General features: G+C 71.6%; 19 protein-coding genes. 9 read left to right on the forward strand and 10 right to left on the reverse strand.

Going from position 1 to position 22,760, the window contains the following annotated elements:
* Positions 1–109: 109 nt before the first annotated feature.
* The 3 genes from ACXJKF_RS19450 (at position 110) to manA (ending at position 3,434) form a co-directional block, all read left to right on the forward strand.
* Positions 110–808: a response regulator transcription factor gene (locus ACXJKF_RS19450; RefSeq protein ID WP_056585365.1), complete on the forward strand. Its 699-nt coding sequence runs from the start codon at positions 110–112 to the stop codon at positions 806–808.
* Positions 809–811: 3 nt separating this feature from the next.
* A complete protein-coding gene (locus ACXJKF_RS19455) occupies positions 812–2,134 on the forward strand; it encodes an ATP-binding protein (RefSeq protein ID WP_456789374.1) in 1,323 nt (440 codons plus the stop codon).
* 103 nt (positions 2,135–2,237) lie between these two features.
* On the forward strand, positions 2,238–3,434 hold the full coding sequence (gene manA / locus ACXJKF_RS19460) for a mannose-6-phosphate isomerase, class I (RefSeq protein WP_456789375.1): 1,197 nt from the start codon (positions 2,238–2,240) through the stop codon (positions 3,432–3,434).
* A gap of 25 nt (positions 3,435–3,459) precedes the next feature.
* On the opposite strand, the gene ACXJKF_RS19465 is transcribed toward manA, so the two are convergent.
* Complete coding sequence (locus tag ACXJKF_RS19465; protein ID WP_456789376.1) at positions 3,460–3,969, reverse strand: GtrA family protein; 510 nt, start codon at positions 3,967–3,969, stop codon at positions 3,460–3,462.
* A 123-nt stretch (positions 3,970–4,092) separates the two neighbouring features.
* On the opposite strand from ACXJKF_RS19465, the gene ACXJKF_RS19470 reads away from it, so the two are divergent.
* Both ACXJKF_RS19470 and purE read left to right on the forward strand, forming a co-directional pair.
* Positions 4,093–5,259, forward strand: coding sequence for a 5-(carboxyamino)imidazole ribonucleotide synthase (locus ACXJKF_RS19470; RefSeq protein WP_456789377.1), 1,167 nt, complete (start codon positions 4,093–4,095; stop codon positions 5,257–5,259).
* An 86-nt stretch (positions 5,260–5,345) separates the two neighbouring features.
* Complete coding sequence (gene purE, locus ACXJKF_RS19475) at positions 5,346–5,885, forward strand: 5-(carboxyamino)imidazole ribonucleotide mutase (RefSeq protein ID WP_456789378.1); 540 nt, start codon at positions 5,346–5,348, stop codon at positions 5,883–5,885.
* 6 nt (positions 5,886–5,891) lie between these two features.
* Here purE and ACXJKF_RS19480 read toward each other — a convergent pair whose 3' ends face one another.
* The 5 genes from ACXJKF_RS19480 to ACXJKF_RS19500 form a co-directional block, all read right to left on the reverse strand.
* A complete protein-coding gene (locus tag ACXJKF_RS19480) occupies positions 5,892–6,926 on the reverse strand; it encodes an LCP family protein (RefSeq protein ID WP_456789379.1) in 1,035 nt (344 codons plus the stop codon).
* Between the two features lie 384 nt (positions 6,927–7,310).
* Complete coding sequence (locus ACXJKF_RS19485) at positions 7,311–8,555, reverse strand: LCP family protein (RefSeq protein WP_456789380.1); 1,245 nt, start codon at positions 8,553–8,555, stop codon at positions 7,311–7,313.
* A gap of 93 nt (positions 8,556–8,648) precedes the next feature.
* Positions 8,649–9,644, reverse strand: coding sequence for a dTDP-glucose 4,6-dehydratase (gene rfbB / locus ACXJKF_RS19490; protein WP_456789381.1), 996 nt, complete (start codon positions 9,642–9,644; stop codon positions 8,649–8,651).
* 67 nt (positions 9,645–9,711) lie between these two features.
* Positions 9,712–10,788 (reverse strand): glycosyltransferase family 2 protein, encoded by a 1,077-nt coding sequence (locus ACXJKF_RS19495; protein WP_456789382.1) that lies wholly within the window; start codon positions 10,786–10,788, stop codon positions 9,712–9,714.
* Positions 10,785–11,879, reverse strand: coding sequence for a glycosyltransferase family 4 protein (locus ACXJKF_RS19500; RefSeq protein ID WP_456789383.1), 1,095 nt, complete (start codon positions 11,877–11,879; stop codon positions 10,785–10,787). The genes ACXJKF_RS19495 and ACXJKF_RS19500 overlap by 4 nt, the downstream gene beginning before the upstream one ends.
* Positions 11,880–12,033: 154 nt before the next feature.
* Between ACXJKF_RS19500 and ACXJKF_RS19505 the strand changes: the two genes are divergently transcribed.
* The 4 genes from ACXJKF_RS19505 to ACXJKF_RS19520 all read left to right on the forward strand — a co-directional run bounded on the left by ACXJKF_RS19505 (position 12,034) and on the right by ACXJKF_RS19520 (position 17,638).
* A complete protein-coding gene (locus ACXJKF_RS19505; protein WP_456789384.1) occupies positions 12,034–12,954 on the forward strand; it encodes a class I SAM-dependent methyltransferase in 921 nt (306 codons plus the stop codon).
* 129 nt (positions 12,955–13,083) lie between these two features.
* On the forward strand, positions 13,084–13,926 hold the full coding sequence (locus ACXJKF_RS19510) for an ABC transporter permease (RefSeq protein ID WP_456789385.1): 843 nt from the start codon (positions 13,084–13,086) through the stop codon (positions 13,924–13,926).
* Positions 13,923–15,128: an ABC transporter ATP-binding protein gene (locus ACXJKF_RS19515; RefSeq protein ID WP_456789386.1), complete on the forward strand. Its 1,206-nt coding sequence runs from the start codon at positions 13,923–13,925 to the stop codon at positions 15,126–15,128. The genes ACXJKF_RS19510 and ACXJKF_RS19515 overlap by 4 nt, the downstream gene beginning before the upstream one ends.
* Positions 15,125–17,638 carry a glycosyltransferase gene (locus ACXJKF_RS19520; protein ID WP_456789387.1) on the forward strand — a complete coding sequence of 838 codons (2,514 nt, stop codon included), beginning with the start codon at positions 15,125–15,127 and terminating at the stop codon, positions 17,636–17,638. The genes ACXJKF_RS19515 and ACXJKF_RS19520 overlap by 4 nt, the downstream gene beginning before the upstream one ends.
* Before the next feature lie 212 nt (positions 17,639–17,850).
* Here ACXJKF_RS19520 and ACXJKF_RS19525 read toward each other — a convergent pair whose 3' ends face one another.
* From ACXJKF_RS19525 to ACXJKF_RS19540, 4 genes are all read right to left on the reverse strand, one after another.
* A complete protein-coding gene (locus tag ACXJKF_RS19525) occupies positions 17,851–19,317 on the reverse strand; it encodes a hypothetical protein (protein WP_456789388.1) in 1,467 nt (488 codons plus the stop codon).
* Entirely contained in the window at positions 19,314–19,868 is a 555-nt protein-coding gene (locus ACXJKF_RS19530; protein WP_456789389.1) for a hypothetical protein, read from the reverse strand. Before ACXJKF_RS19530 ends, ACXJKF_RS19525 begins: the two co-directional genes overlap by 4 nt.
* Positions 19,869–20,097: 229 nt before the next feature.
* On the reverse strand, positions 20,098–22,167 hold the full coding sequence (locus tag ACXJKF_RS19535) for a hypothetical protein (RefSeq protein WP_456789390.1): 2,070 nt from the start codon (positions 22,165–22,167) through the stop codon (positions 20,098–20,100).
* The gene (locus ACXJKF_RS19540; RefSeq protein ID WP_456789391.1) at positions 22,164–22,706 is read right to left on the reverse strand and encodes a hypothetical protein; all 543 of its coding nucleotides are present in this window, start codon (positions 22,704–22,706) and stop codon (positions 22,164–22,166) included. The genes ACXJKF_RS19535 and ACXJKF_RS19540 overlap by 4 nt, the downstream gene beginning before the upstream one ends.
* Positions 22,707–22,760: the final 54 nt, after the last annotated feature.

A 22,760-nucleotide genomic window follows, 5' to 3' on the forward strand; every position in this document is an offset into this window, starting at 1 on the left:
GGACGACGGGAGGCCCGCGGGGGTCCGTCCGTGGGCGCACACGGTTCACGTGAACATGTGGGCGCGCCCCACTGGCGGTCAAGACCGTCCCATGACCTAGCATGGGCGAATGACCCAGGTGCTGCTGGCCGAGGACGATCCCGCGATTGCCGAGCCTTTGGCCCGCGCCCTCGGGCGTGAAGGTTACGACGTGCGCGTGCAAGGTACTGGTCAAGGTGCGATCGACGGCGCCGCGGCGGCTGACCTGGTCGTCCTCGACCTGGGCCTGCCGGACATGGACGGCCTCGACGTCGCCCGAGCGATCCGCAACCTCGGCCTGACCACCCCGCTGCTCGTGCTCACCGCGCGCGCAGACGAGGTGGATCTCGTGGTCGGGCTCGACGCCGGTGCTGACGACTACGTGACCAAGCCGTTCCGTCTGGCCGAGCTGCTGGCGCGCGTCCGGGCGCTGCTGCGCCGCAGCGTGGGCGACCCGGGCGACGAGGACGAGCTGCACGCGCAGAACGTCCGCGTCGACGTCGCCGCCCACCGCGCGTTCCAGGGCGAGCGGGAGCTGCACCTGACGGCCAAGGAGTTCGACCTCCTGCGCGTCCTGGTGGGCGCGGCCGGCACGGTGGTCGCGCGGGAGACGCTGATGCGCGAGGTCTGGGGCTCGGACCCGACGGGGTCCACCAAGACGCTCGACATGCACGTGTCCTGGCTGCGCCGCAAGCTCGGCGACGACGCCAACGCCCCGCGCTACGTCACCACGGTGCGCGGCATGGGCTTCCGGTTCGAGACGGGCGGCGCGAGCGCCGAGCGGGGCTGAGCCTTGCGTCGTCGCGTCCTGCAGGCCACGATCGCCGCGGTCACCGTCGCGGTCGTCCTGCTCGGGTTCCCTCTTGCCTTCCTCGGTGCGCAGCTGGTCCGCGAGAACGAGATGCAGGCGCTCTCCGCGCGCGCCGAGTCCGCCGCGCGGGCGGTCGACTTCCGCGTCGAGCAGGACATCGGCCTGACGGACCGGATGCTCGAGAACTACACAGGCGACGTCGGGGAGGTCCCGGCCTCGGTGATCGTCCGGACTCCCGACGGTGAGATCTACCAGGCGGGCGAGCGGATCCAGGGCCGCAGCCTCTCGGTGACGACCGACTCCGACACCGGCGCCGAGGTCCTGCTGTACGTGTCGTGGTGGGACGTCTTCTGGCTCAGCGCCCGCGTCATCGCGCTCGTCGTGGTGGCCGCCGTCGTCGCCTTCGCGGCCGGTATCGCGATGGCGATCTGGCAGGCCAACCGCCTGACGGCCCCGCTCGTGTACCTGGCGGCATCCGCGGAGCAGCTCGGCGCCGGGCAGGTCAGACCTCGCCTCGAACCGTCCGGGGTCGAGGAGATCGACCTCGTCGCCGCCGAGCTCGCCCGGAGCGCGGACCGGATGGCCGCCCGGCTGGCGGCCGAGCGGCAGTTCGCCTCCGACGCGTCCCACCAGCTGCGCACCCCGCTCACGGCGCTGTCGATGCGGCTCGAGGAGATCATGGTCGCCACGGACGACCCGGACGTCAGCGAGGAGGCCCGCATCTCGCTGGAGCAGGTCGAGCGGCTGGTGCGCGTCGTCGACGACCTGCTGGCCAGCTCCCGCCGGCTCCAGGGCGGCACCACCGAGGCGGTGCGGCTGCTGGAGGTCGTGCACCAGCAGGAGGAGGAGTGGCAGCCGACGTTCCACGCGACGGGCCGCCGGCTCGTCGTCGAGGTCGACCGCACCACCCAGGTGCTCGCCACTCCGGGGGCGCTCGCCCAGGTGATCGCGACCCTGATCGAGAACTCCTTGCGGCACGGTGCCGGCACCACCACCGTCCGCTCCCGGCCGAGCGGCCCCTCGGGGGCGGTCGTGGTCGAGGTGGCCGACGAGGGCGCCGGGGTGCCCGACGACCTGGCCCCCCGGATCTTCGAGCGCGAGGTGACGTCGGGGAAGGGCACGGGTCTGGGGCTCGCCCTGGCCCGTGACCTCGCGTCCGCCGACGGCGGGCGGCTCGAGCTCGCGCAGCGGCGGCCCGCGGTGTTCGCCCTCTTCCTCTCGGGCGTGCCGGCCTCGATGCGGCCCGACGTGGTGCTCCCGCTGGGTGCGGTCGTCTCGGCACGGATGGACCGCCGCCGGCGCTGACCGATATGTCCGGAATCACCCCGCGGCAGGGCGTGGGACGGAGGGGCGGCCACGTAACCTAGGTCGCTACGACGACCACGAGCATCCGCAGGAGATCATCGCCGTGTACCGGATCACGCCAGCCATCCAGCACTACGCCTGGGGTTCGACGACGGCGATCCCCGACGTGCTCGCCCTGGTGCCGGACGGCCGGCCGGTGGCGGAGGCCTGGTTCGGCGCCCACACCAGTGCGCCGGCGGTCGCGCAGACGGCCGACGGTCCGCACGGGCTGGACGAGCTCATCGCAGCGGAGCCCGACCGCCACCTCGGCGCCGACGTCACGTCGAGGTTCGGTGCGCGCCTGCCCTACCTGCTCAAGATCATCGCGGCGAACGCGCCGCTGTCCCTGCAGGTCCACCCGACCCTCGAGCGCGCGCGGGCCGGCTTCGCGGCCGAGGACGCTGCGGGCATCCCCGTGTCCGCACCCGAGCGCAGCTACCGGGACGACAACCACAAGCCGGAGCTGGTGTACGCACTGAGCAGGCTGGACGCCATGGTGGGGTTCCGCGCCCCCCGGCGGGCGGCGGAGCTGCTGGCCGACCTCGACACCCCGCTCGCCGCGGACCTGCACGCGCTGCTCGCTGCGGACCCGTCGTCGGAGGGCGTGCGCACCGCGTTCGAGTGGCTCCTGCAGCCGGAGACCCGGCCGACCGCGGCGGACGTCGCCAAGTTCGCCGAGGCCTGTGCTCGCCGGCTCGCCGACGGGTCGCCGTCCCCGCGCACCGACCGCACGGTCATGCGGCTCGCCGCTGCGTACCCGGGCGACCCGGGCGCCGTGACGTCCGTCCTGCTCAACCCGGTGACCCTGCAGCGGGGGGAGGCGCTGTTCGTCCCCGCCGGGACGGTGCACGCCTACCTGCAGGGCGTCGGCGTCGAGATCATGGCGAACTCGGACAACGTGCTGCGGGCCGGCCTGACCAGCAAGCACGTCGACATCGTCGAGCTGCTGGACAACGTCGACTGCGTGGCGGCACCGCCGATCCGGATCGCCCCCGAGCGCGTGTTCACGTCGACCCGGATCTTCTACGCGCCTGTGGACGACTTCGAGCTCTCGGTCACCCGGCTGACGGACGACGGCGCGACCCGGCTGCCCGGCCGTGGCCCGCGCATCGTCGTGTGCCTGGAGGGCGAGGTGCAGCTCGGCACCCAGGACGGGAGCACGCTGGCCCTGACGCGCGGGCAGTCCGTGTTCGTCCCCGCCTCCGACGGGGCGCTCACCGGGTCCGGCGACGCGACGGTCGTCCAGGCGGACGTGCCCTGACGACCTGCCCGACGACGTGCGGCCGTCAGGCCGTCGGGGGCACGCGCAGGCCGGTGAAGACCCACCGCTTGTAGCCGAGGTAGCGCAGGACGGTGCCGATCCCGATCCCGATCACCGTGGCCACGTTGTCCGCGAGCGGGGTCGTCTGGTCGAGCGCGTAGTGGGAGAACGCGAGGGTCGCCACCGGGATCAGCGCGCAGACGACGTTGATGCCTGCGAAGACGGTGAGCTCGCGCGCCCGCCTGTCCGTGCGCTGCTGCGAGAACGTCCAGTGCCGGTTGCCCAGCCACGCGACGAGCGTCGCGGCGACGACGGAGATGATCTTCGCGGTCAGCGGCTTGTGCCCGAGCACCTCGCCGGGGCCGAACCGCAGCAGGTTGAACAGGCCGAGGTCGACGACGAACGCGATCCCGCCGACCGAGAGGAACCGGGCGAGCTCGTAGGCGCGGGCGCGCAGCGCGGCGGCGCGGACGGCCGGGGCGAGCGGGGGCGCACTGACGGCCCGGTTGTCGGTCAGCTCGTCGCTGGCGCTCACGGAGCTCCTCGGATCTCGGACATTGCGGTCTGGGAAGGATAGCCCCGCGATCTGGGAGCGAACGGACGGGGACCGGTGCGAAGCGTTTCGGCGTCGAGCGGGGCTCGGCTAGTGTCGTCGCCCGTGACGGCACCCGTGGTGGCAGTGGTCGGTGGTGGGCAGCTCGCTCGCATGATGGTGCCGGCGGCGACGGCTCTGGGGGTGCACCTGCGGGTGCTCGTCGAGAGCTCGACGTCCTCGGCCGCCCAGGTCGTCGTGGACGCACCCGTCGGGTCGGCCTCCGACGAGGAGGCGATCACCGGCCTGGTCGACGGCGCGGACGCGCTCACGTTCGAGCACGAGCACGTGCCGAACGCGCTGCTCGACCGCCTGGAGAGCGCGGGTGTCGCGGTCCGTCCGGATGCTGCCGCGCTGGTCCACGCGCAGGACAAGATCGTCATGCGGACGCGGCTGACCGCGCTGGGGATCCCGGTGCCGTCCTGGGCGGATCTGCCGTCGGCCGCGGAGCTCGACACCTTCCTCGCCGACCACGGCGGGGTCGCCGTGGTGAAGACGTCCCGGGGCGGGTACGACGGCAAGGGCGTCCGCGTCGTGCGCGGGGCCGACGACGTCGCGGACTGGTTCACCGCCGTCGAGGACGGCACCGGGGCGCCCCTCCTGGCCGAGGAGAAGGTGCCGTTCACCCGTGAGCTGGCGGTCCTGGTCGCCCGGCGGCCGAGCGGCGAGACGCGCACGTGGCCCGTGGTCGAGTCGGTCCAGCGCGACGGGGTGTGCGCTCAGGTGGTCGCCCCCGCCCCGGACCTGGACCCCGCGACGCGGGCGGAGGCCGTCGACGTCGCCACCCGGATCGCCATCGGCCTCGGTGTGACCGGCGTGCTCGCCGTCGAGCTGTTCGAGGTCGCGGACCCGGCGGGCGGTGCACCGCGGGTGCTCGTCAACGAGCTCGCGATGCGCCCGCACAACTCGGGCCACTGGACCATCGACGGCGCGGTCACCAGCCAGTTCGAGCAGCACCTGCGCGCCGTGCTCGACCTGCCGCTCGGTGACACGAGCGCCCGCTCCCGCTGGACGGTGATGGCGAACGTGCTCGGCAGCACGCTGCCGAGCCCGACGGACGCGCTGGCGGGCGTCGCCCGGCTCGACCCGGCTGCGAAGGTGCACCTGTACGGCAAGGAGGTCCGGGCGGGCCGCAAGCTCGGGCACGTGAACGTCAGCGGCGACGACCTCGACGACGTCCGCGGCCGAGCCGTCGCCGCCGCGGCCCTGCTGCAGGGTGACGCGTCCGCCTGACGCGAACAGCGCGCCGTACCGCGGACCGGCTGGGACATGATGGGGCGCGCGGCGTCACCCGGACGGCGTCAGGAACGGAGACAGTGATGGCAGCGCAGGCCCTGGTGGGGATCGTCATGGGCTCGGACTCGGACTGGCCGGTCATGAAGGCCGCCGCCGAGGCGCTCGCCGAGTTCGACGTCCCCGTCGAGATCGACGTGGTCTCGGCGCACCGTCAGCCCGAGAAGATGATCGCGTACGGCCGCAGCGCCGCGGACCGCGGGTTGCGCGTGGTGATCGCCGGAGCCGGCGGAGCCGCGCACCTGCCCGGCATGCTCGCCGCCGTCACCACGCTCCCGGTGGTCGGTGTCCCGGTGCCGCTGGCGTACCTGGACGGCATGGACTCGCTGCTCTCGATCGTGCAGATGCCCGCCGGGGTCCCCGTCGCCACGGTCTCCATCGGCGGAGCGCGCAACGCCGGGCTGCTGGCGGTGCGCATCCTCGCCTCGGGCGAGGGTGAGCAGGCCGTGCGGCTGCGGGCTGCGATGGCCGCGTTCCAGGAGGACCTGCAGGGTCAGGCCGACGGCAAGGGCGAGCGGCTGCGCGCGCAGACGACGAGCCGGCCGAGCGTGGGCTTCAGCGTCTGACCGTCGTCAGGCGCCGGGCATCCCGCCGACCGGTCCCGGGGGCAGGGAGCCGTCGCGGATCGCCGCCCAGAACGCCGGTGCGGCGTCCGGGTCCAGCAGCACGGTGGAGCCGACGTTGCCGCCGGGGCGGTAGTCGATCGACGAGATCGGGGGCGTGCCCGTGATGCCGTCGGGGCCGTTGGCCGCACGGAACGCGAGCGCGAGCTTCGCCATGTCGAGGATGCCGGACTCGTCGCTGACGGTCAGGGCGCCCGTGCCGGCGTCGACCAGGGCGACCTGCTGACCCGGCCGGAAGGCGAGCTGGCTCGGCTTCACCTTGGCCATCACGGCACCGATGAGCTGGCGCTGCCGCTCCGCCCGGCCCACGTCGCCGGTCAGGTCTGCCTTGCGCATCCGGGCGAACGCGAGCGCCTGCGTACCGTCCACGTCGTGGCAGCCCGCCACCCAGACCATGCCGGAGTCGACGTCGTTGACGTCGGTGTCGTGGCAGAGGTTCACCCCGCCGACCGCGTCGACGATCTGCTCGACCCCGGCCATGCCGATCTCGGCGTAGTGGTCGACGGTCAGGCCCGTCAGGCCCTCCACCGTCTGCACGAGCAGCGGGGCCTGACCCCACGAGAAGGCCGCGTTGAGCTTTGCCGCACCGTTGCCGGGGATCTCCACGTAGGTGTCCCGCGGGAGCGAGATGAGGGCGGTGGGTCCGCTGTCGGGCACGTGCAGCAGCAGGATCGTGTCGGTCCGGGACCCCTCGGTCCCGTCCTGCTCGATGCCTCCGTCGGCACGCGAGTCCGAGCCGGTCAGCAGGTAGGTGGTGCCGGGCGTGTTCGCGGCACCGCTCAGCGCCGGGGTGTGCTGGACCTTGCCGTTCGCCCACACCGCGAGTCCGATCGGCCAGGCGAGCAGAGCGACGAGCACGAGGGCGGCGACGACACCGACGAGGGGCTTGCGGCTGCGGCGCGCCGTCGGGTCGGCGGCGCCGGGGTTCGTGGTCTGAGGCCGGGGCTTGGTCGGCCCGGCCGGCGGGCGGACCGGCTGCTGCACCGGCCGACCTGGCGCGGGCCGACCCGTCGCGGGCCGCGAGGACGTCGTCCGGGGCGCGGGAGCCGCGACCGGGGTCGCCTGCCTCCCGGTGCGACCGGGGACCTCGACGGGTGCCGCGCCCGCGGGCCGCGTCCCGTTCCCGGCCGGGGCGATGGTCGGAGGACGGCTGGACGCCGGTCGCGCGTCAGGGGCCGATGGCGCCGGCCGCGGCGCACGCGCCGGGGCGGGTGCGGGGGCCGGACGAGGGTTGCGGGGTGCGGTAGGCCTCGACGGACGCCCGACGACGATCGGCTCGGCGTCGTCCGGGCGCACGGGCCGCGCGGGCGTGCCGGGTGCGAAGCTCGGCGGAGGGGTGCGTGAGGTCCTGTCGTCGGGAGCCATGCCTCAGCAGACGTCCGTCGTGTCGTCGACGCTGAACGCCTCCTGGCCCGCCTTCTTCGTCTCCACCGGTGTGGGTGCGACGGGCTCGACGGGTGCGACCGGCTCGACCGGGGGGGTCGTGGTGGTGGTCGCCGGGGGAGTGGTCGTCTCCGGCGCGGCGGGCTCCTCGCCGAGCGCCGGGAGGTCGGCAGCCATGTTCGCCCACACGGCGTCGGCCTCCGACGTCCACTCGACCCTGTTCGGGTCGGACTTCGCGGCGGCGAACGGGATCGTCATGAACGTGATGTTGCCACTGTTGATGTTGCGGAGGTTGTAGGCGAGGCCGGTCATGTTGCCGATCGACATCCCCGTGTCCGTCGTCAGCGAGCCGGTCGCCGCGCTGAGGAACGAGATCAGCTTCTGCGGGTTGGTCATGACATCCCGGGAGAGGACCTCGCGCACCATCGCGGCGATGAGCTTCTGCTGGTTGCCGATGCGGTTGGTGTCCGAGCCGTCTCCGACGCCCTTGCGCGCCCGGGCGTACGCGAGCGCCGTCGGGCCGTCGAGCGTCTGGAAGCCTGCCGAGAGCGAGAGGCCGGCCATGTCCGACTTCATGTCGGTGGGGATGCACATGGGCACCCCGCCGATGGAGTTCACCATCTGCTGGAACCCGGCGAAGTCGACGACGACGAAGTGGTCGATGGTGACGCCGGTGTTCTGCTGCACCGTGTTGATCGTGCAGGCGGCCGCCGACGTCATGTCGCCGCCGTTGTCCCAGCCCGTCGCGAAGGCCGAGTTGAACATCCCGTGGGTCGCGCGCGTGGTCTTCCCGTTGGTCATCGTGCACGACGGGATGTCCACCAGGGAGTCACGCGGGATGGAGACGAGCTCGACACGCGACCGGTCGGCGGAGATGTGCAGGACCATCGACGTGTCGGAACGCATGCCGGCGACCTCGCCGCCGATCTCGGCGTTCACCCCGTCGCGCTGGTCCGAGCCGAGGATCAGGAGGTTCACGGCCTGCCCGGCGTTCGGGTCGTCCGGGTCCGGTTCCTTGCTGGCCGAGGGCATCGGGTTGACCAGAGCCGACACGTCGACCTTGTCCATGTTGCCGTTCAGCTTGGCCGCGACCGCGGCGACGCCGCTGGCACCGAACACGACGACGGCGGCCACCACGAGGGAGACCCCGCGCAGGACGCCGTGGGTCCGCAGGCGTCGGGAGTGCCGGGCGGCACGAGGGCGCTGGACAGCAGCGTGGCGGGAAGTCACCCGACGATCGTAGGAGAGCAGGACGGTTGTCCGGGGGAGCGCGCGCAGTGGCGTCGTGGAGGACCTGTGCAGATCAGCGCGCGCCCCCCGACGTCAGCGACCCAGCTGGGCGTACTTCGCCTCGGTCGCGTCCTTCTGCGGCCGCCACCACGCCTCGTTCGCCTGGTACCACGCGACGGTCGCCTCGAGGCCCGCGCGGAAGTTCGCGTACTGGGGGACCCAGCCGAGCTCTTCGCGCAGCTTGGTGGAGTCGATCGCGTACCGCAKGTCGTGGCCCGGGCGGTCGCTCACGAGGTCGTAGGCGTCGGCCGACTKGCCCATGATCTCGAGGATGTCCTCGACGACCGTCTTGTTGTTCTCCTCGCCGTCCGCGCCGATGAGGTAGGTCTCGCCGATGCGGCCGCGCTCGATGATCGCCCAGACCGCGCTGTTGTGGTCCTCGACGTGGATCCAGTCGCGCACGTTCTCGCCCGACCCGTAGAGCTTGGGACGGACCCCGTCGATGACGTTGGTGATCTGCCGCGGGATGAACTTCTCGACGTGCTGGAACGGGCCGTAGTTGTTGGAGCAGTTGGAGATCGTCGCGTTGACGCCGAAGCTGCGGGCCCAGGCGCGCACGAGCAGGTCCGAGGCCGCCTTCGTCGACGAGTACGGGCTCGACGGGTTGTACGGGGTCTCCGGCGTGAACTTCGCGGGGTCGTCCAGCTCGAGGTCGCCGTAGACCTCGTCGGTCGAGATGTGGTGGAAGCGCACGTCGTGGCGCCGCACGGCCTCGAGCAGCTGGTACGTGCCGATGATGTTGGTCCGCAGGAACGGCCACGGGTCGTGCAGCGAGTTGTCGTTGTGCGACTCCGCCGCGAAGTGCACGACCAGGTCGACGTCCTTGACCAGGCTGTCGACGATGTCGGGGTCCGCGACGTCGCCCTTGGCGAAGACGACCTTCCCGTCGACCGGGTCCAGGCTCCGCTCGTCGCCCGCGTAGGTCAGGGCGTCAAGCACCGTGACGCGCACGTCGGGACGCTCGCGGACGGTCTGGTGGACGAAGTTGGAGCCGATGAAGCCGGCTCCGCCGGTGACGAGCACGTGCATGCGAGACAACCTCCTGAAGGCGGGATCAACCCGAGAGCCTAACGTGACGGGTCCCGGGCGCGGTCGGTCAGGTGCGGTACGACCCCGTCCCGGCCGTCGGCGGGACCAGCAGGGCGTCGACCGTGCCGCGAGCGACCGTGGAGCTGCGGCCGATCCGGCGGCGCTCCGCGAGCAGGTGCGGGAGCAGGCCGAGGTAGGACCGCGACGCGCGCAGGCGGGTGCGGACCTGGGGCCACGGCTGTCGTCGGCGCAGGCCCACCGACGCGGTGGTGAGGCCGAAGCGCAGGACACAGCGCAGCGCGAGCCCGGCCGACGCGTTCTTGGTCACGACGGCGAGCCTGTTGCGCAGGTCGTGGAACCGGAAGAAGTCGCTGCCCTCGGACGAGGACGCCGCGTGGATGTGCGAGACGACGGCGGGGGCGCAGTGCTCGACCCGGTACCCGGCCAGGCGGAGCCGCCACGACAGGTCGGTGTCCTCGTAGTACATGAAGAGGCGCTCGTCGAAGAGGCCGACGGCACGCAGCGCGCTCGTCCGCAGGATCGCCGCGGCTCCGCTGAACCCGAAGACGTCCCGGGCGGGGTGGTGGCCCGAGGCGTCCGCGAGCCAGCCGCGGTCGACGCCGAACCCGTCCGTGCGCACCTCGTTGCCCGTGGAGTTGACCAGCCGGACGGGCCCGTCGGCGTCCTCGACCCAGGACCCGTCGGGTCCGTGCACGACGTGGGTGCCGTCGAGCGCGTCGTCGGGCCCGGCGGGGCGGAAGCGCGCGGCGAGCAGGACGGTCGCCGCCATCGCCGCGACCTCGGGAGCCGCCCGGTCCATGGCCTGCACCAGGGTGGCCACGAAGGTGGGCGCCGGGACGGCGTCGTTGTTGAGCAGCACCGCGTAGCGCGACCGCAGACCCGCCAGGGCCAGGTTGTTCCCCCCGGTGAACCCGGCGTTCACCGGGCTGGCGATCAGCCGGACCTCCGGGTACTCCGACGCCACGAGGTCCGCGGTCCCGTCGGCCGAGCCGTTGTCGACGACGACCACGTCCATCGTCACGTCGCCGAGCTCCTGCGCGCGCAGCCCGTCGAGGCACGCGCGGACCAGGTCGGCGGCGTCGTAGGTGACCGTGACGACCGTGACGTCCACGGTCCCGGTCACGACCGGGCCGTGGCGTAGGCGGTCAGCGTGGCGTCGGCGCACGCGGCCCAGGTGAACCGGCGGGCCCACGACCGGCGGGCGTCGTCCGCGTCGGGCGTCCGCTCGGCGCCTGCGAGGTGCAGCAGCGCGCCGGACAGGGCGTCGACGTCCGTCGGCGGGGCGAACACCGTGCCGGGCGCGGCGACCTCGTGCAGGACGGGCAGGTCGGAGGCGAGCACCGGCACGCCGGCCGCGGCAGCCTCGATCGCCGGCAGACCGAAACCCTCGTCCAGCGACGGCAGCACGAGCCCGGACGCGCCGCCGACGAGCGTGCGCAGGTCCTCGTCGGTGAGCCACCCGGTGACGTGGACGGCGGGTCCGACGCCCTCCGGGGTCGCGCGTCCCGCCGGGCCGGCGAGCACGAGGTCCGGGAGCGACGGGTCGGCGATGCGTGCCTGCTCGTGCGCGCGCAGGAGCCGCGTGAGGTTCTTGCGCGGGTCGAGCGACCCGACGAACACGACGTAGCTCGAGGGCAGGGTGCGTTCCTGCAACCACGACGTGGTCGGAGGGGTCGCGTCGAACCAGGCGTCGTCGACGCCCAGCGGGGTCACCGCGACGGCGTCCTGCGGCAGGTCGTAGTGCGCGCGGACGGCCGCGGCGACGGTGTGCGACGGCGTGAGCACCGTCGCGCCACGTGCGACCGAACGGGCGACAAGGCGCTCGTACGCCAGGGTGGCGGCGTCCACCGTGTCGGGGTGCTCCACATAGGTGAGGTCGTGCACCGTGACGACCTCGTGGGCTCGCCGGGTCGGCGGCGAGACGAAGTTCGTGCCGTGGAACACGTCGGTCGCGCCGACCAGCGTCTCGATGACAGGGACGTCCCCGCGCGACCACAGCTCCCGCAGCAGGCGGGCGGGCACGCGGCGCCCGACCGGGCGGACCTGCGACGGGAGGTCGGACAGCTCGGCGCCGCGCCACGTCCAGGTCGAGGCCTGCAGCTCGAGGCCGTCCCGCTCGCTGCGGGCGGCGAGCGCGTCGAGCAGCTGCTCGACGTACCGTCCGATGCCCGTCCGTCGACCGAGCAGAGGGGTCGCGTCGAGCGTGATTCGCACCGCGCGATACTCTCACGGATGCTCTGCACGCCGACGACGCGCCAAGTGACCGCTTGTGCTCCGGGCCGCGCAGACCTCATCCTGTTCGCGCGGGTACGGGGGTCCCGCCCCGTGCGAGCCGGTCGCGCGGACGCGTCCACCTCTGGAAGGCGACATGCCAACGTACGACGCTGAGTTCGACGCCTCGTCGGACAACAACTCCCACAGCCTCATGGTCCGCATGGTCGGGCCCGACAAGCGTGTGCTCGATGTCGGGTGCGCCACCGGCTACCTGGGTGAGGCCCTCCTCGCGCGCGGGTGCCGCGTGAGCGGGGTGGAGATCGACCCCGAGTCCGCCTCCCGTGCCGCGAAGCTCCTCGACGAGGTCGTCGTCGCGGACCTCACGCAGGTGGACCTCGTCGCGCACTTCGGGCCGAAGTCGTTCGACGTCGTCGTGCTCGGCGACATCCTGGAGCACCTCACCGACCCCGACCGGCTGCTCCGGCACGTCACGGGACTGCTCGCGCCCGGCGGGTCGGTCGTCATCTCGACGCCGAACGTCTCCCACGGGAGCCTGCGCCTCGCGCTGCTCCAGGGGCGCTGGCGCTACACCGACCTCGGCCTGCTCGACAGGACGCACGTCACATTCTTCGACCGGCACGGCCTGCTCGCCCTCATCGAGGGTGCCGGCCTGGTGGCGACCGACGTCAAGCGCACCACCGCGGACCCGCTCGGTGTCGAGGTCGACATCGACGCGCACGCGCTGCCGCCGGGCGTCATCGACTGGGTGCGCGACCAGCCCGACGGTCTGACCTACCAGTTCGTGGTCCGGGCCGTGGTGGCCGATGCCGACGGAGACCTGCAGGTCATGCGCACGCGGATCGACGCGCTGGAGACCGAGCTGCACGAGACGCAGATCCGGTCGCGCGACCTCGCGGCCCGGTCCGAGCGGGTCGACGAGGAGCTCGCCGCGGTGCAGTCCCGGGCCGGTGAGGCCGAGCGGGAGCTGGGTGCGGTGCACTCCACGGTGACCTGGCGCGCACTGGCCGCACCGCGTCGGTTGTACGGCGTGCTGCGGGGCGGACGGCGTCCGTAGGGCCTGATCGTCCGTCATCGGAGACGGCCGAGTCACCTACTATCGACCTATGCCCCATTTCTCGACCGTCGTCGTGCGCGCGTGCGTCCGACATGGTGACGCCGGCCAGGACGAGGTCGTGACGAACGCATGATCGCCGACCTCGCGAACGTCCGCACGCGTGAGCTTCTCGCGAACCTCACGCTCCGTGAGGTCAAGGGCCGGTACAAGCGCACCGCCCTCGGCAACCTCTGGTCGCTCATCAACCCCATCGCGACGATGCTCATCTACACCGTCGTGTTCGGGTACTTCATGCGCGTCGAGATCGAGCCGTCGCGGACCGGTCTGCACGTCTTCGCGCTCTGGCTCATGTGCGCGCTCGTGCCGTGGACGTTCTTCGCGGCCTCGCTGCAGACCGGGCTCCAGTCGATCGTGATCAACGCGAACCTGGTGAAGAAGGTGTTCTTCCCGCGCGAGGTCCTCGTCGCGTCATCGGTGTTCGCGCTCGACGTGACCACGGCCATCGAGCTCGGCGTGCTCATGGTGGCGCTCATGCTCTTCGGGCAGATGGTGCTGCCCTGGCTGCCGATGGTCCTCGTGCTGCTCGCGCTGCTGACGGTCATGGCGCTGGGCTTCGCGCTCGTGCTCGCCGTGGCGAACGTCTACTTCCGGGACACCGAGCACTTCGTCGCCATCGCGCTGCAGATCTGGATGTACGCGACGCCGATCATCTACCCGTTCGCGTACGTCGTCCGCGCGCAGGAGGCCCTCAACGAGTGGCTCGCGCAGTGGAACCTCTCGTTCCCCCTGACCCAGCTCTGGGAGCTCAACCCGATGCTGCACTTCACGCAGGCGTTCCGCTCCGTGCTGTACGAGGAGATGATGCCGACCACGACGGACATGCTCTGGTGCATCGGGTCCGCCGTCGTCGCGATCGTGATCGGGTGGTTCGTGTTCAAGAAGTTCGAGCCTCGCATGGCGGAGGAGCTGTGAGCACGGCGATCGAGGTCAACGACGTCTCCAAGCGCTTCCGGATGTACAAGGAGCGCAACCAGTCGCTGAAGGCGTCGCTGATGCGCGGGCGCCGGGCGAAGTACGACGAGTTCTGGGCGCTGCGCGACGTGGGCTTCGAGATCCCCGAGGGCACCACGTTCGGGCTCATCGGCGAGAACGGCTCGGGCAAGTCGACCCTGCTCAAGTGCCTCGCACGGATCCTCGTCCCGGACACGGGCAACGTCCGCGTCAACGGTTCCGTCGCTGCGCTGCTGGAGCTCGGGTCGGGCTTCCACCCGGAGCTCACGGGCCGAGAGAACGTGTTCCTCAACGGGTCGATCCTGGGCCTGGGCAGGAAGGACATCGAGTCGCGCTTCGACGAGATCGTCGACTTCGCCGGCATCGAGCAGTTCATCGACCAGCCGGTGAAGAACTACTCCTCCGGGATGTACGTCCGGCTGGGGTTCTCGGTCGCCATCAACGTCGACCCCGACATCCTCCTCGTCGACGAGGTGTTGGCCGTCGGCGACGCGAACTTCCAGGCGAAGTGCATGGAGAAGTTCGCGGACTTCCGCACCGCGGGCAAGACCGTGGTCATCGTCAGCCACGCCATGGGCGCCATGCGGACCATGTGCGACCACGCCGCGTGGCTCGAGCACGGTCGCCTCGTCGCATCGGGGCCGGCCACCGAGCTGGTCGACAACTACATCGACACGACGCACACGGACCGGCCCGTCGAGGAGGCCGCGCACGAGTCCGGACGGCACGGCTCCGGCCAGCTCACGGTCGAGCGCGTCGAGCTGCTCGACGGCGCCGACGACTCCGTGTCGTCGTTCCGGACCGGGGAGGCGATGACGATCCGGGTGCACTACCGTGCCCACGAGACGATCGAGCGGCCGGTGTTCGGGCTCGCCATCGAGACGATCGAGGGCACGTACGTCTGGGCGTACCACTCCCGGGACGGCGGTCTGGACATCACGAGCGTCTCGGGCGACGGGTTCATCGACTGCGTCGTGCCGCGGCTCCCGCTCCAGCCGGGCACCTTCGACCTGACGGCCTCGGCCGTCGACTGGACCACTCAGCACACGTACGACCTTCGTCGGCACGTCAGCCGGTTCGACGTCGAGGCAGGCGAGCCGCGCGAGTCGGGCGGCATCGTGGCGATGGGGGCGACCTGGTCGCCGATCAAGGGAGACGCATGAAGCAGGACCGCTCGGAGCCGACAGTCCGCCCGGGGGTCGTGTCGATCGTCCTCGTGAACTACAAGGGGGCCGACGACACGATCGTGGCGCTCCGGTCGTTCGTGGACGTCGACTGGCCGTCGGACCAGCTCGAGCTGATCGTCGTGGACAACGACTCGGACGACGGCAGCGTCGAGAAGATCCGTGCCGCGGTCCCGCACGCCGTCGTCGTGAGTGCCGGGTCGAACACCGGGTTCGCCGGGGGCTGCAACGCCGGTGTGAAGATCGCCACGGGCGAGTTCGTCGGGTTCCTGAACAACGACGCCCGACCGGGGCCGGGCTGGATCCGGGCCGCCGTGGAGACGCTCCAGGCGGACTCGACGATCGGCGCCRTCGCGAGCAAGGTCCTCGACTGGGAGGGCGAGAACATCGACTACGTCGACGGTTCCCTCACCTGGTTCGGCATGGGCTACAAGCGCGAGGTCGAGAAGCCCGACACGGGGGAGTGGGACGTCGCCAAGGACGTCCTGTTCGGCACCGGTGCGGCGATGTTCATGCCCGCGGCCCTGTTCCGTGAGGTCGGCGGGTTCGACGAGCGCTTCTTCATGTTCTACGAGGACGTCGACCTCGGCTGGCGCCTGAATCTCCTCGGCTACCGGGTCCGGTACGTGCCCGGCTCGGTCGCGTACCACAAGCACCACGTCACGATGAAGAAGTTCGGCAACTTCCGCGAGAGCTACCTGCTCGAGCGCAACGCGCTGCTCTCGATGTACAAGAACTTCGACGACGAGACGCTCGCGCGGGCCCTGCCTGCAGCGATGGCGCTCGCCGTGCGTCGCTCCTTCGCACGGGCGGACGTCGACACGACGACGCTCGACCTGCAGCGGTCGCCGGGCAACGACGACATCGGCACGCTCGAGCTGCCGAAGATGAGCCTGACGGGCCCGTACGCGATCGACTACTTCGTCGAGCAGCTCGAGTCGCTGCACGTCACGCGGCAGGCTCTGCAGTCGCGGCGCCGCCGGACGGACCGCGAGCTGCTGCCGCTCTTCCGGGAGGCGATGGAGCCCGCGTACGCGATCGACAGCTACCTGGAGGCGCACCGCGTCCTGGTCGAGGCGTTCGGCATCGCGAGCCACTTCCGGTCGAAGCAGCGCATCCTCGTCGTGACCGGCGAGCCGCTGAAGGCACGCATGGCCGGCCCCGCGATCCGCGCCTGGGAGATCGCACGCGCGCTCGCTCCCGACCACGAGGTGCGGCTCGCGTCGACCTCCGGCGTCTCGGTGACCCACGACGACTTCGCGACGGAGTACGTGCACGGGAAGTCGCTGGTCGAGGCCACCGGCTGGGCCGACGTGATCATCTTCCAGGGCTTCCTCCTCGAGGCGGCTCCCTGGCTCAAGAACAGCACCAAGATCGTGGTCGCCGACATCTACGACCCGATCCACCTCGAGCAGCTCGAGCAGGCGCGGGACCTCGGGCTCGGTGGCCGGGCGATGGCGGTCCGGGAGACCACCCGGACGCTGAACGAGCAGATCGCCCGCGCCGACCTCCTGCTGTGCGCGTCGGACAAGCAGCGCGACTTCTGGCTCGGTCAGCTCGCCGGCCAGGGGCGCATCAACCCGACGGTCTACGACGAGGACGCGACGCTCAACTCGCTGCTCACGGTCGTCCCCTTCGGCATCGCGGACGAGCCGCCCGTGCAGAAGCGGCACGGCATCAAGGGCACGATCGACGGCATCGGCCCCGACGACAAGGTCATCCTGTGGGGCGGGGGCATCTACAACTGGTTCGACCCGCTGACGCTGATCCACGCGGTCGACCGCCTGCGGGTGGCCCACCCCGAGGTGCGCCTGTTCTTCCTGGGCACCAAGCACCCGAACCCGGGGGTGCCGGACATGCGCATCGCGTGGGACGCGCGCGAGCTGTCCTCCGAGCTGGGGCTGACCGACAAGCACGTGTTCTTCAACGACAGCTGGGTGCCGTACGAGKAGCGGGCGGACTACCTGCTCGACGCCGACGTCGGCGTGTCGACGCACTTCCACCACATCGAGACGGCGTTCAGCTTCCGCACGCGGATCCTCGACTACCTGTGGTGCACGCTCCCGATCGTCGCGACCGGTGGGGACACCTTCGGCGAGCTGATCCGGGACAAGGGTCTGGGCCGGACGGTGGAGCCGGAGGACGTCGACGGTCTCGTCGCGGCGCTCGAGGCCATGCTGTACGACGAGGAGGCGATCGCCGCGGCGCGTGCACGCGTGGAGGAGTTCGCCGAGGCCTACCGGTGGACCCGGGTCCTCGCGCCGCTCGTCGAGTTCTGCCGGTCACCGCGCCGGGCTGCGGACCTGGCGTTGCGCGCACCGGGGACGACGACCGACTCGCTCCGTCTGCCCCCGCCGCCGCCGGTCTCGGTCCGCGGTGACCTGCGGCTGTTCCGTGAGTACCTGAACCAGGGCGGGGTGCGCGAGGTCGCACGTCGTGCCGGTGGACGCGTCCGCCGCGTCACCGGCCTGGGCGGCACGCACGCCTGAGTGGACGAACGACGAACGACGACGGGCGGGTCACCGAGAGTGACCCGCCCGTCGTCGTGGTTGCCGGTCCGGTCAGGGCACCGTCCGGCGCGTGAGCGTCGTGCTGCTCCCGCCCGCTGCGTCGATCTCGGGGAAGCCCCTCGCGTGCCTCCCGGCCGACAGGGCGGCGGTAGGCCTGAACCCGTGCGTGCCGAACGCGACGGACCGCCCTGTCACCAGGACCCCACCAAGCGCCCCATGACGTCGACCTTGCCGCACCAGAGCAGCGTCTGGGGACCGTTGACGGTGTTGATGCCGTAGACGCAGACCTGGTGGCTCCCCACCGTCGCCGGCAGCGTGTGCGTGAAGCCGTGCTTGTCACCGCGACCGTAGGCCGCGGCGAGGTCAGGGCGCGACCGGTTGGCTGCGACCGCGACGACGACGCCGTCCAGGGAGATGTGCACCTGGGTGGAGGCCGACGTGTCGGGGTCGATCGCCCAGCCGCTGACGGTGATCGTCGACGACGTCGCACTGACCGAGTCGACCGCGCCGATGGGGGCCGCGTCGGGCACGACGACGGTCCGGCACGTCAGCAGCGTGTTGGTGCCGGCGTCGGCGTCGATCGCGTAGACGCAGACCGCATGGCTTCCGGGGTCCTGCGCAGACGTGAACGTGAACCCGTGCTTGTCTCCGTGCTTGGTGTAGAGGGCCMCGATGTCCGGGCGGGACTGGTTCGCGGTGATGGCGGAGACGGCGCCGTCGATGGAGATGTGCACCGCGATCGAGGCGCTCGTGTCGGGGTCCAGAGCCCAGCCCGCCACGGTGATCCCCGTGTTCGTCAGGCCGATCCCGTCCACGTTGCCGACCGGCGGCAGGTTGGTGGGGKAGCCGAACCAGTCCGTCCAGTAGGCCACGAAGTTGCGGTTCCCGTAGGAGGAGCACGCGTCGCCGGTGCCATAGCCGGCGGCCAGCGCGGCGGCGTTCGGCTGGWACGGCGTGTAGTTGTACAGGCCGGCGGTGGCCTGGTTCCGGATCAGCACCGGGGACGTCCCGCAGTCCATGTCGGTGCGCGGATGGAACTTGATGTTGTTGACGAGGCCCACCTTGTGGGCCCAGCGCGACGGTGTGAGCGCATAGCCCCGGAACTGCCACGCGGCCATATAGACCTGGTTCTGGAACCCGTAGTACTTGGACTCACACACCGACGTGTCAGGGCAGCCGTACCCCATCGCGGAGCGGTAACGGGTCGGGGTCGGCGTCTTCGTCGTGACGAGACCTTGCTCCTTCTGCAGCGTCACCAGGATCACGCGAGGGCTGACTCCGCAAGCCTGGGCGACCCTCGCGATGATCGTGGCCGCGCTCTCCGACGCAGCGCCGGCATACCCACCGCTGCAGCGGTCGTCCGCACTGCGATTCGTGGTGTCCTGGCGGAAGTCCTTCAGGCACGGGGTGCCGTCGGCGGCCGCCACGCAGCCCGAGCCTCGGGAGTTGAGGAACGACTGGATATCGGTCGACGACATCGCCGTGGAGTCCCAGAAGTTCCGGTCCGAGACCAGGTAGCCGGGGTCGAAGCCCGACAGGTCCGCCGCCGTGGCGGGGCTTGCCGCGCCGACCGTGACGGCGGTCAGACCGAGCAGGCCGACCGTCGCGGCGACCACGAGCGAGACGAGACGCCGCCAGGGCGCGGATGACGACGTCACGGGACGACCACCTCTGTGGGAGCGGACGAGCCCACCGAGGTCGGTGAGCCGTAGTCGACGACAGCGGACCACGTGCCGCTGCTGAGCTGAGCACCGTCGACGGTCACGGCACCGCAGCTCGTGCTCGAGGCGTCGGCCACCGCGGGCACGGTCGTGGTGACCTCCCGCCCGGAGCGGGTCAACGTGAGCGTGCACGTCCCGGTCCCCTCGATGACGCCGTCGACGTAGGCGCCGACCTCCACCCGTGCGGCGTCCGTCACCCAGCCCGCGTACGCGATGGTGACGGAGACCTTCGTCAGGTCGTCGGGTGCCGGCGCGGCCGACGTCGGCTCGGGCGAGGCCGGCGGAGCGTCGTCCGTCGGTGCGGTCGTCGGTGCGGTCGTCGGTGCCGAGGTCGGTCCGGTGGTGGTGGCGTCAGCGCTCGGACGCGTCGTCGAGGAGCTCGGCGTCGGCGAGGACGACGCCGGGGAGCCCGGCGTGCACGCCGCGAGCCCGCCCAGCACGAGGAGCGGGACGACGAGCCGTACGGCCCGGCGGTGGGCGCGATGCATGACGAACCTCAGGGGTGGGGGTCGGTGTCCGGCGGCCACGGTAGCGCGTCAGGGGGTGGTCGATGGCGCACTCGCGAGTTCCCGTGTCGCCCGGGGCCGATGCCGTCGCCACGACCGTCTTCTCCCGTCGTCCTGCGACAGGAGCGGAGTGCACCCCGCGCCTGTTCCGCGAGCACCTGAACCAGGGCGGGGTGCGCGAGGCCGCGCGCCGCGCCGGTGACCGGCCCGGTCAGGGCACCGAGAACGACCTGCACGTGAGCGTCGTGTTGACCCCGCCCGTGGTGTCGATCGCGTAGACGCACATCGCGTGGCTGCCGGCCGACAGCGCGGCGGTGTGGCTGAACCCGTGCTTGTCGCCCTTGCCGAACGCCGYGGCGACGTCGGGGCGGGACTGGTCGGCGACCAGGGCCACGCCGGTGCCGTCGATGTAGACGTGCGCCTGCGTCGGGTCGGACGTGTCCGGGTCGAGCGTCCAGCCGGAGACGGTCACGGACCCCGCCGAGACGGTGACGGAGTCCACGGCGCCGATCGGGGCCGCGTTCGCGACCGTGATCGACCTGCACCCGAGCAGGGTGTGCGGGGTGCCCTGGGTGTTGATCGCATGGGCGCAGACGGTGTGCGGCCCGTCCGCCAGGGTGGTCGACCAGGCGAAGCCGTGCTTGTCGCCCTTGCCGAACGCGTTGGCGACGTCGGGGCGCGACTTGTCCGCCCGCACAGCGATGGTGGCGACACCGTCGATGTACACATGGACGTCGGTCGGGTCCGTGGTGTCCGGGTCGATGGTCCAGCCGGCGAGCAAGACCGTCCGCCCCCTCACCGTGACCGAGTCGAGCGAACCGAACGGTGCCGCGGTCACGATCTTGACGTCGACCGCGCCGCACCACAGCAGCGTGTGCGGAGCCTTGGCGGTGTTGATCCCGTAGACGCAGAGCTGGTGGCGCCCCACCGTCGCCGGGAGTGTGAGCGAGAAGCCGTGCTTGTCACCGCGACCGAACGCCGCGACGAGGTCGGGGCGGGACTTGTTGGCCTTGACCGCGACGCCGACGCCGTCCATGTAGATGTGCGCCTGGGTGGAGGCCGACGTGTCGGGGTCGATCGTCCACCCACTGACGGTGATGCTCGACGACGTGGATGTCACCGAGTCCACGGATCCGATGGGCGCCGAGTCCGGGACGACGACGGTCCGGCACATCAGCAGGGTGTTGGGGCCTGGGTCGGAGCTGATCGCATACACGCAGATCGCGTGGCTGCCGGGGTCCTGCGGGGACGTGAACGTGAACCCGTGCTTGTCCCCGTGCCGGGTGTAGATGGCCGCGATGTCCGGCCGGGACTGGTCTGCGGTGATGGCCGTCCCGACGCCGTCGATGTACACGTGCACCGCGATCGAGGGAGTGGTGTCGGGGTCGAGCGCCCAGCCCGCCACGGTGATGCCCGTGTTCGTCAAGCCGATCCCGTCCACGTTGCCGACCGGCGACACGCCGGTGGGGGAGCCGAACCAGTCGGTCCAGTACGACACGAAGTTGCGGTTGCCGTAGGACGAGCAGGAGTCTCCCGTGCCGTAGCCGGCGGCCAGCGCGGCGGCGTTCGGCTGGTACGGCGTGTAGTTGTACAGGCCGGCCGTCGCCTGGTTCCGGATGGTGACCGGAGACGTCCCGCAGGCGGAGTTCGGGTGGAAGCGGATGTTGTTGACCATGCCCGCCCGGTGGGTCCAGCGCGTGGGCGTCAGGGCGTAGCTGCGGAACTGCCACGCGGCCTTGTAGACCTGGTTCTGGAACCAGTAGTACTGGGCGTCGCACGGCGCCGTGTCGGGGCAGCCGTACCCCATCGCCTTGCGGTACATGTCTTGTGTCGGCTTCTTCGTCGTGATCAGCCCCTGCTCCTTCTGGAGCGTCACCAGGATCACGCGAGGGCTGACGCCGCAGGCCTGGGCGACCTTGGCGATGATCGTGGCCGCGCTCTCGGAAGCGGCGCCGGCGTACCCGCCGGCGCAGCGGTCGTCCGCCGTGCGGCTGGTGGTGTCCTGCCGGACGTCCTTGAGGCAGGGTGCGCCGTCGGTGGTGTTCAGCACGCATGCCGAGCCGCGGGCGTTGAGGAACGCCTGGATGTCCGCCACCCCCATGGCCGTGGAGTCCCAGAAGTTCTGCTCCGAGACCAGGTAGCCCGGGTCGAAGCTCGACAGGTCAGCGGCGGTGGCGGGCGCGGGGGCGCCGACCGAGGCGACGGTCAGGCCGAGCAGGGCGACCGCTGCGGCGACCGCGAGCGAGACGAGGCGCCGCCAGGGCGCGGGGGACGAGGTCACGGGACGACCACCTCTGTGGGAGCGGACGAGCCCACCGAGGTCGGTGAGCCGTAGTCGACGACAGCGGACCACGTGCCGCTGCTGAGCTGGGAGCCGTCGACTGCCACGGCGCCGCAGCTGGTGCTCGACGCGTCGGCCGTGCCGGGCACGGTCGCGCTGACCGACCGGCCGGAACGGGTCAACGTGAGCGTGCAGGTCCCCGTGCCCTCGATGACGCCGTCGACGTACGCGCCGACCTCCACGCGTGCGCCGTCCGCCACCCAGCCCGCGTAGGAGATGGTGACGGCGACCTGCGTCAGGTCGTCGGGAGCCGGTGCGCCGGCCGTGGGCTCCTGCGAGGCCGGTGGTGTGCCGTCCGTCGGGGTCGTCGTCGGTACCGAGGTCGGTCCGGCGGTCGTCGCGACGGCGCTCGGGCGCGCGGTCGAGGAGCTCGGCGTCGGCGAGGACGAGGTGGGGGAGCCTGGCGTGCATGCAGCGAGCCCGCCGAGCACGAGGAGCGGGACGGCGAGCCGTACGGCCCGGCGGTCGGCGCGATGCATGACGAACCTCAGGGGTGGGGGTCGGTGTCCGACCGCCACGGTAGCGCGCCGTGC

It is taken from the genome of Cellulomonas sp. P5_C5 (genome assembly GCF_054049655.1).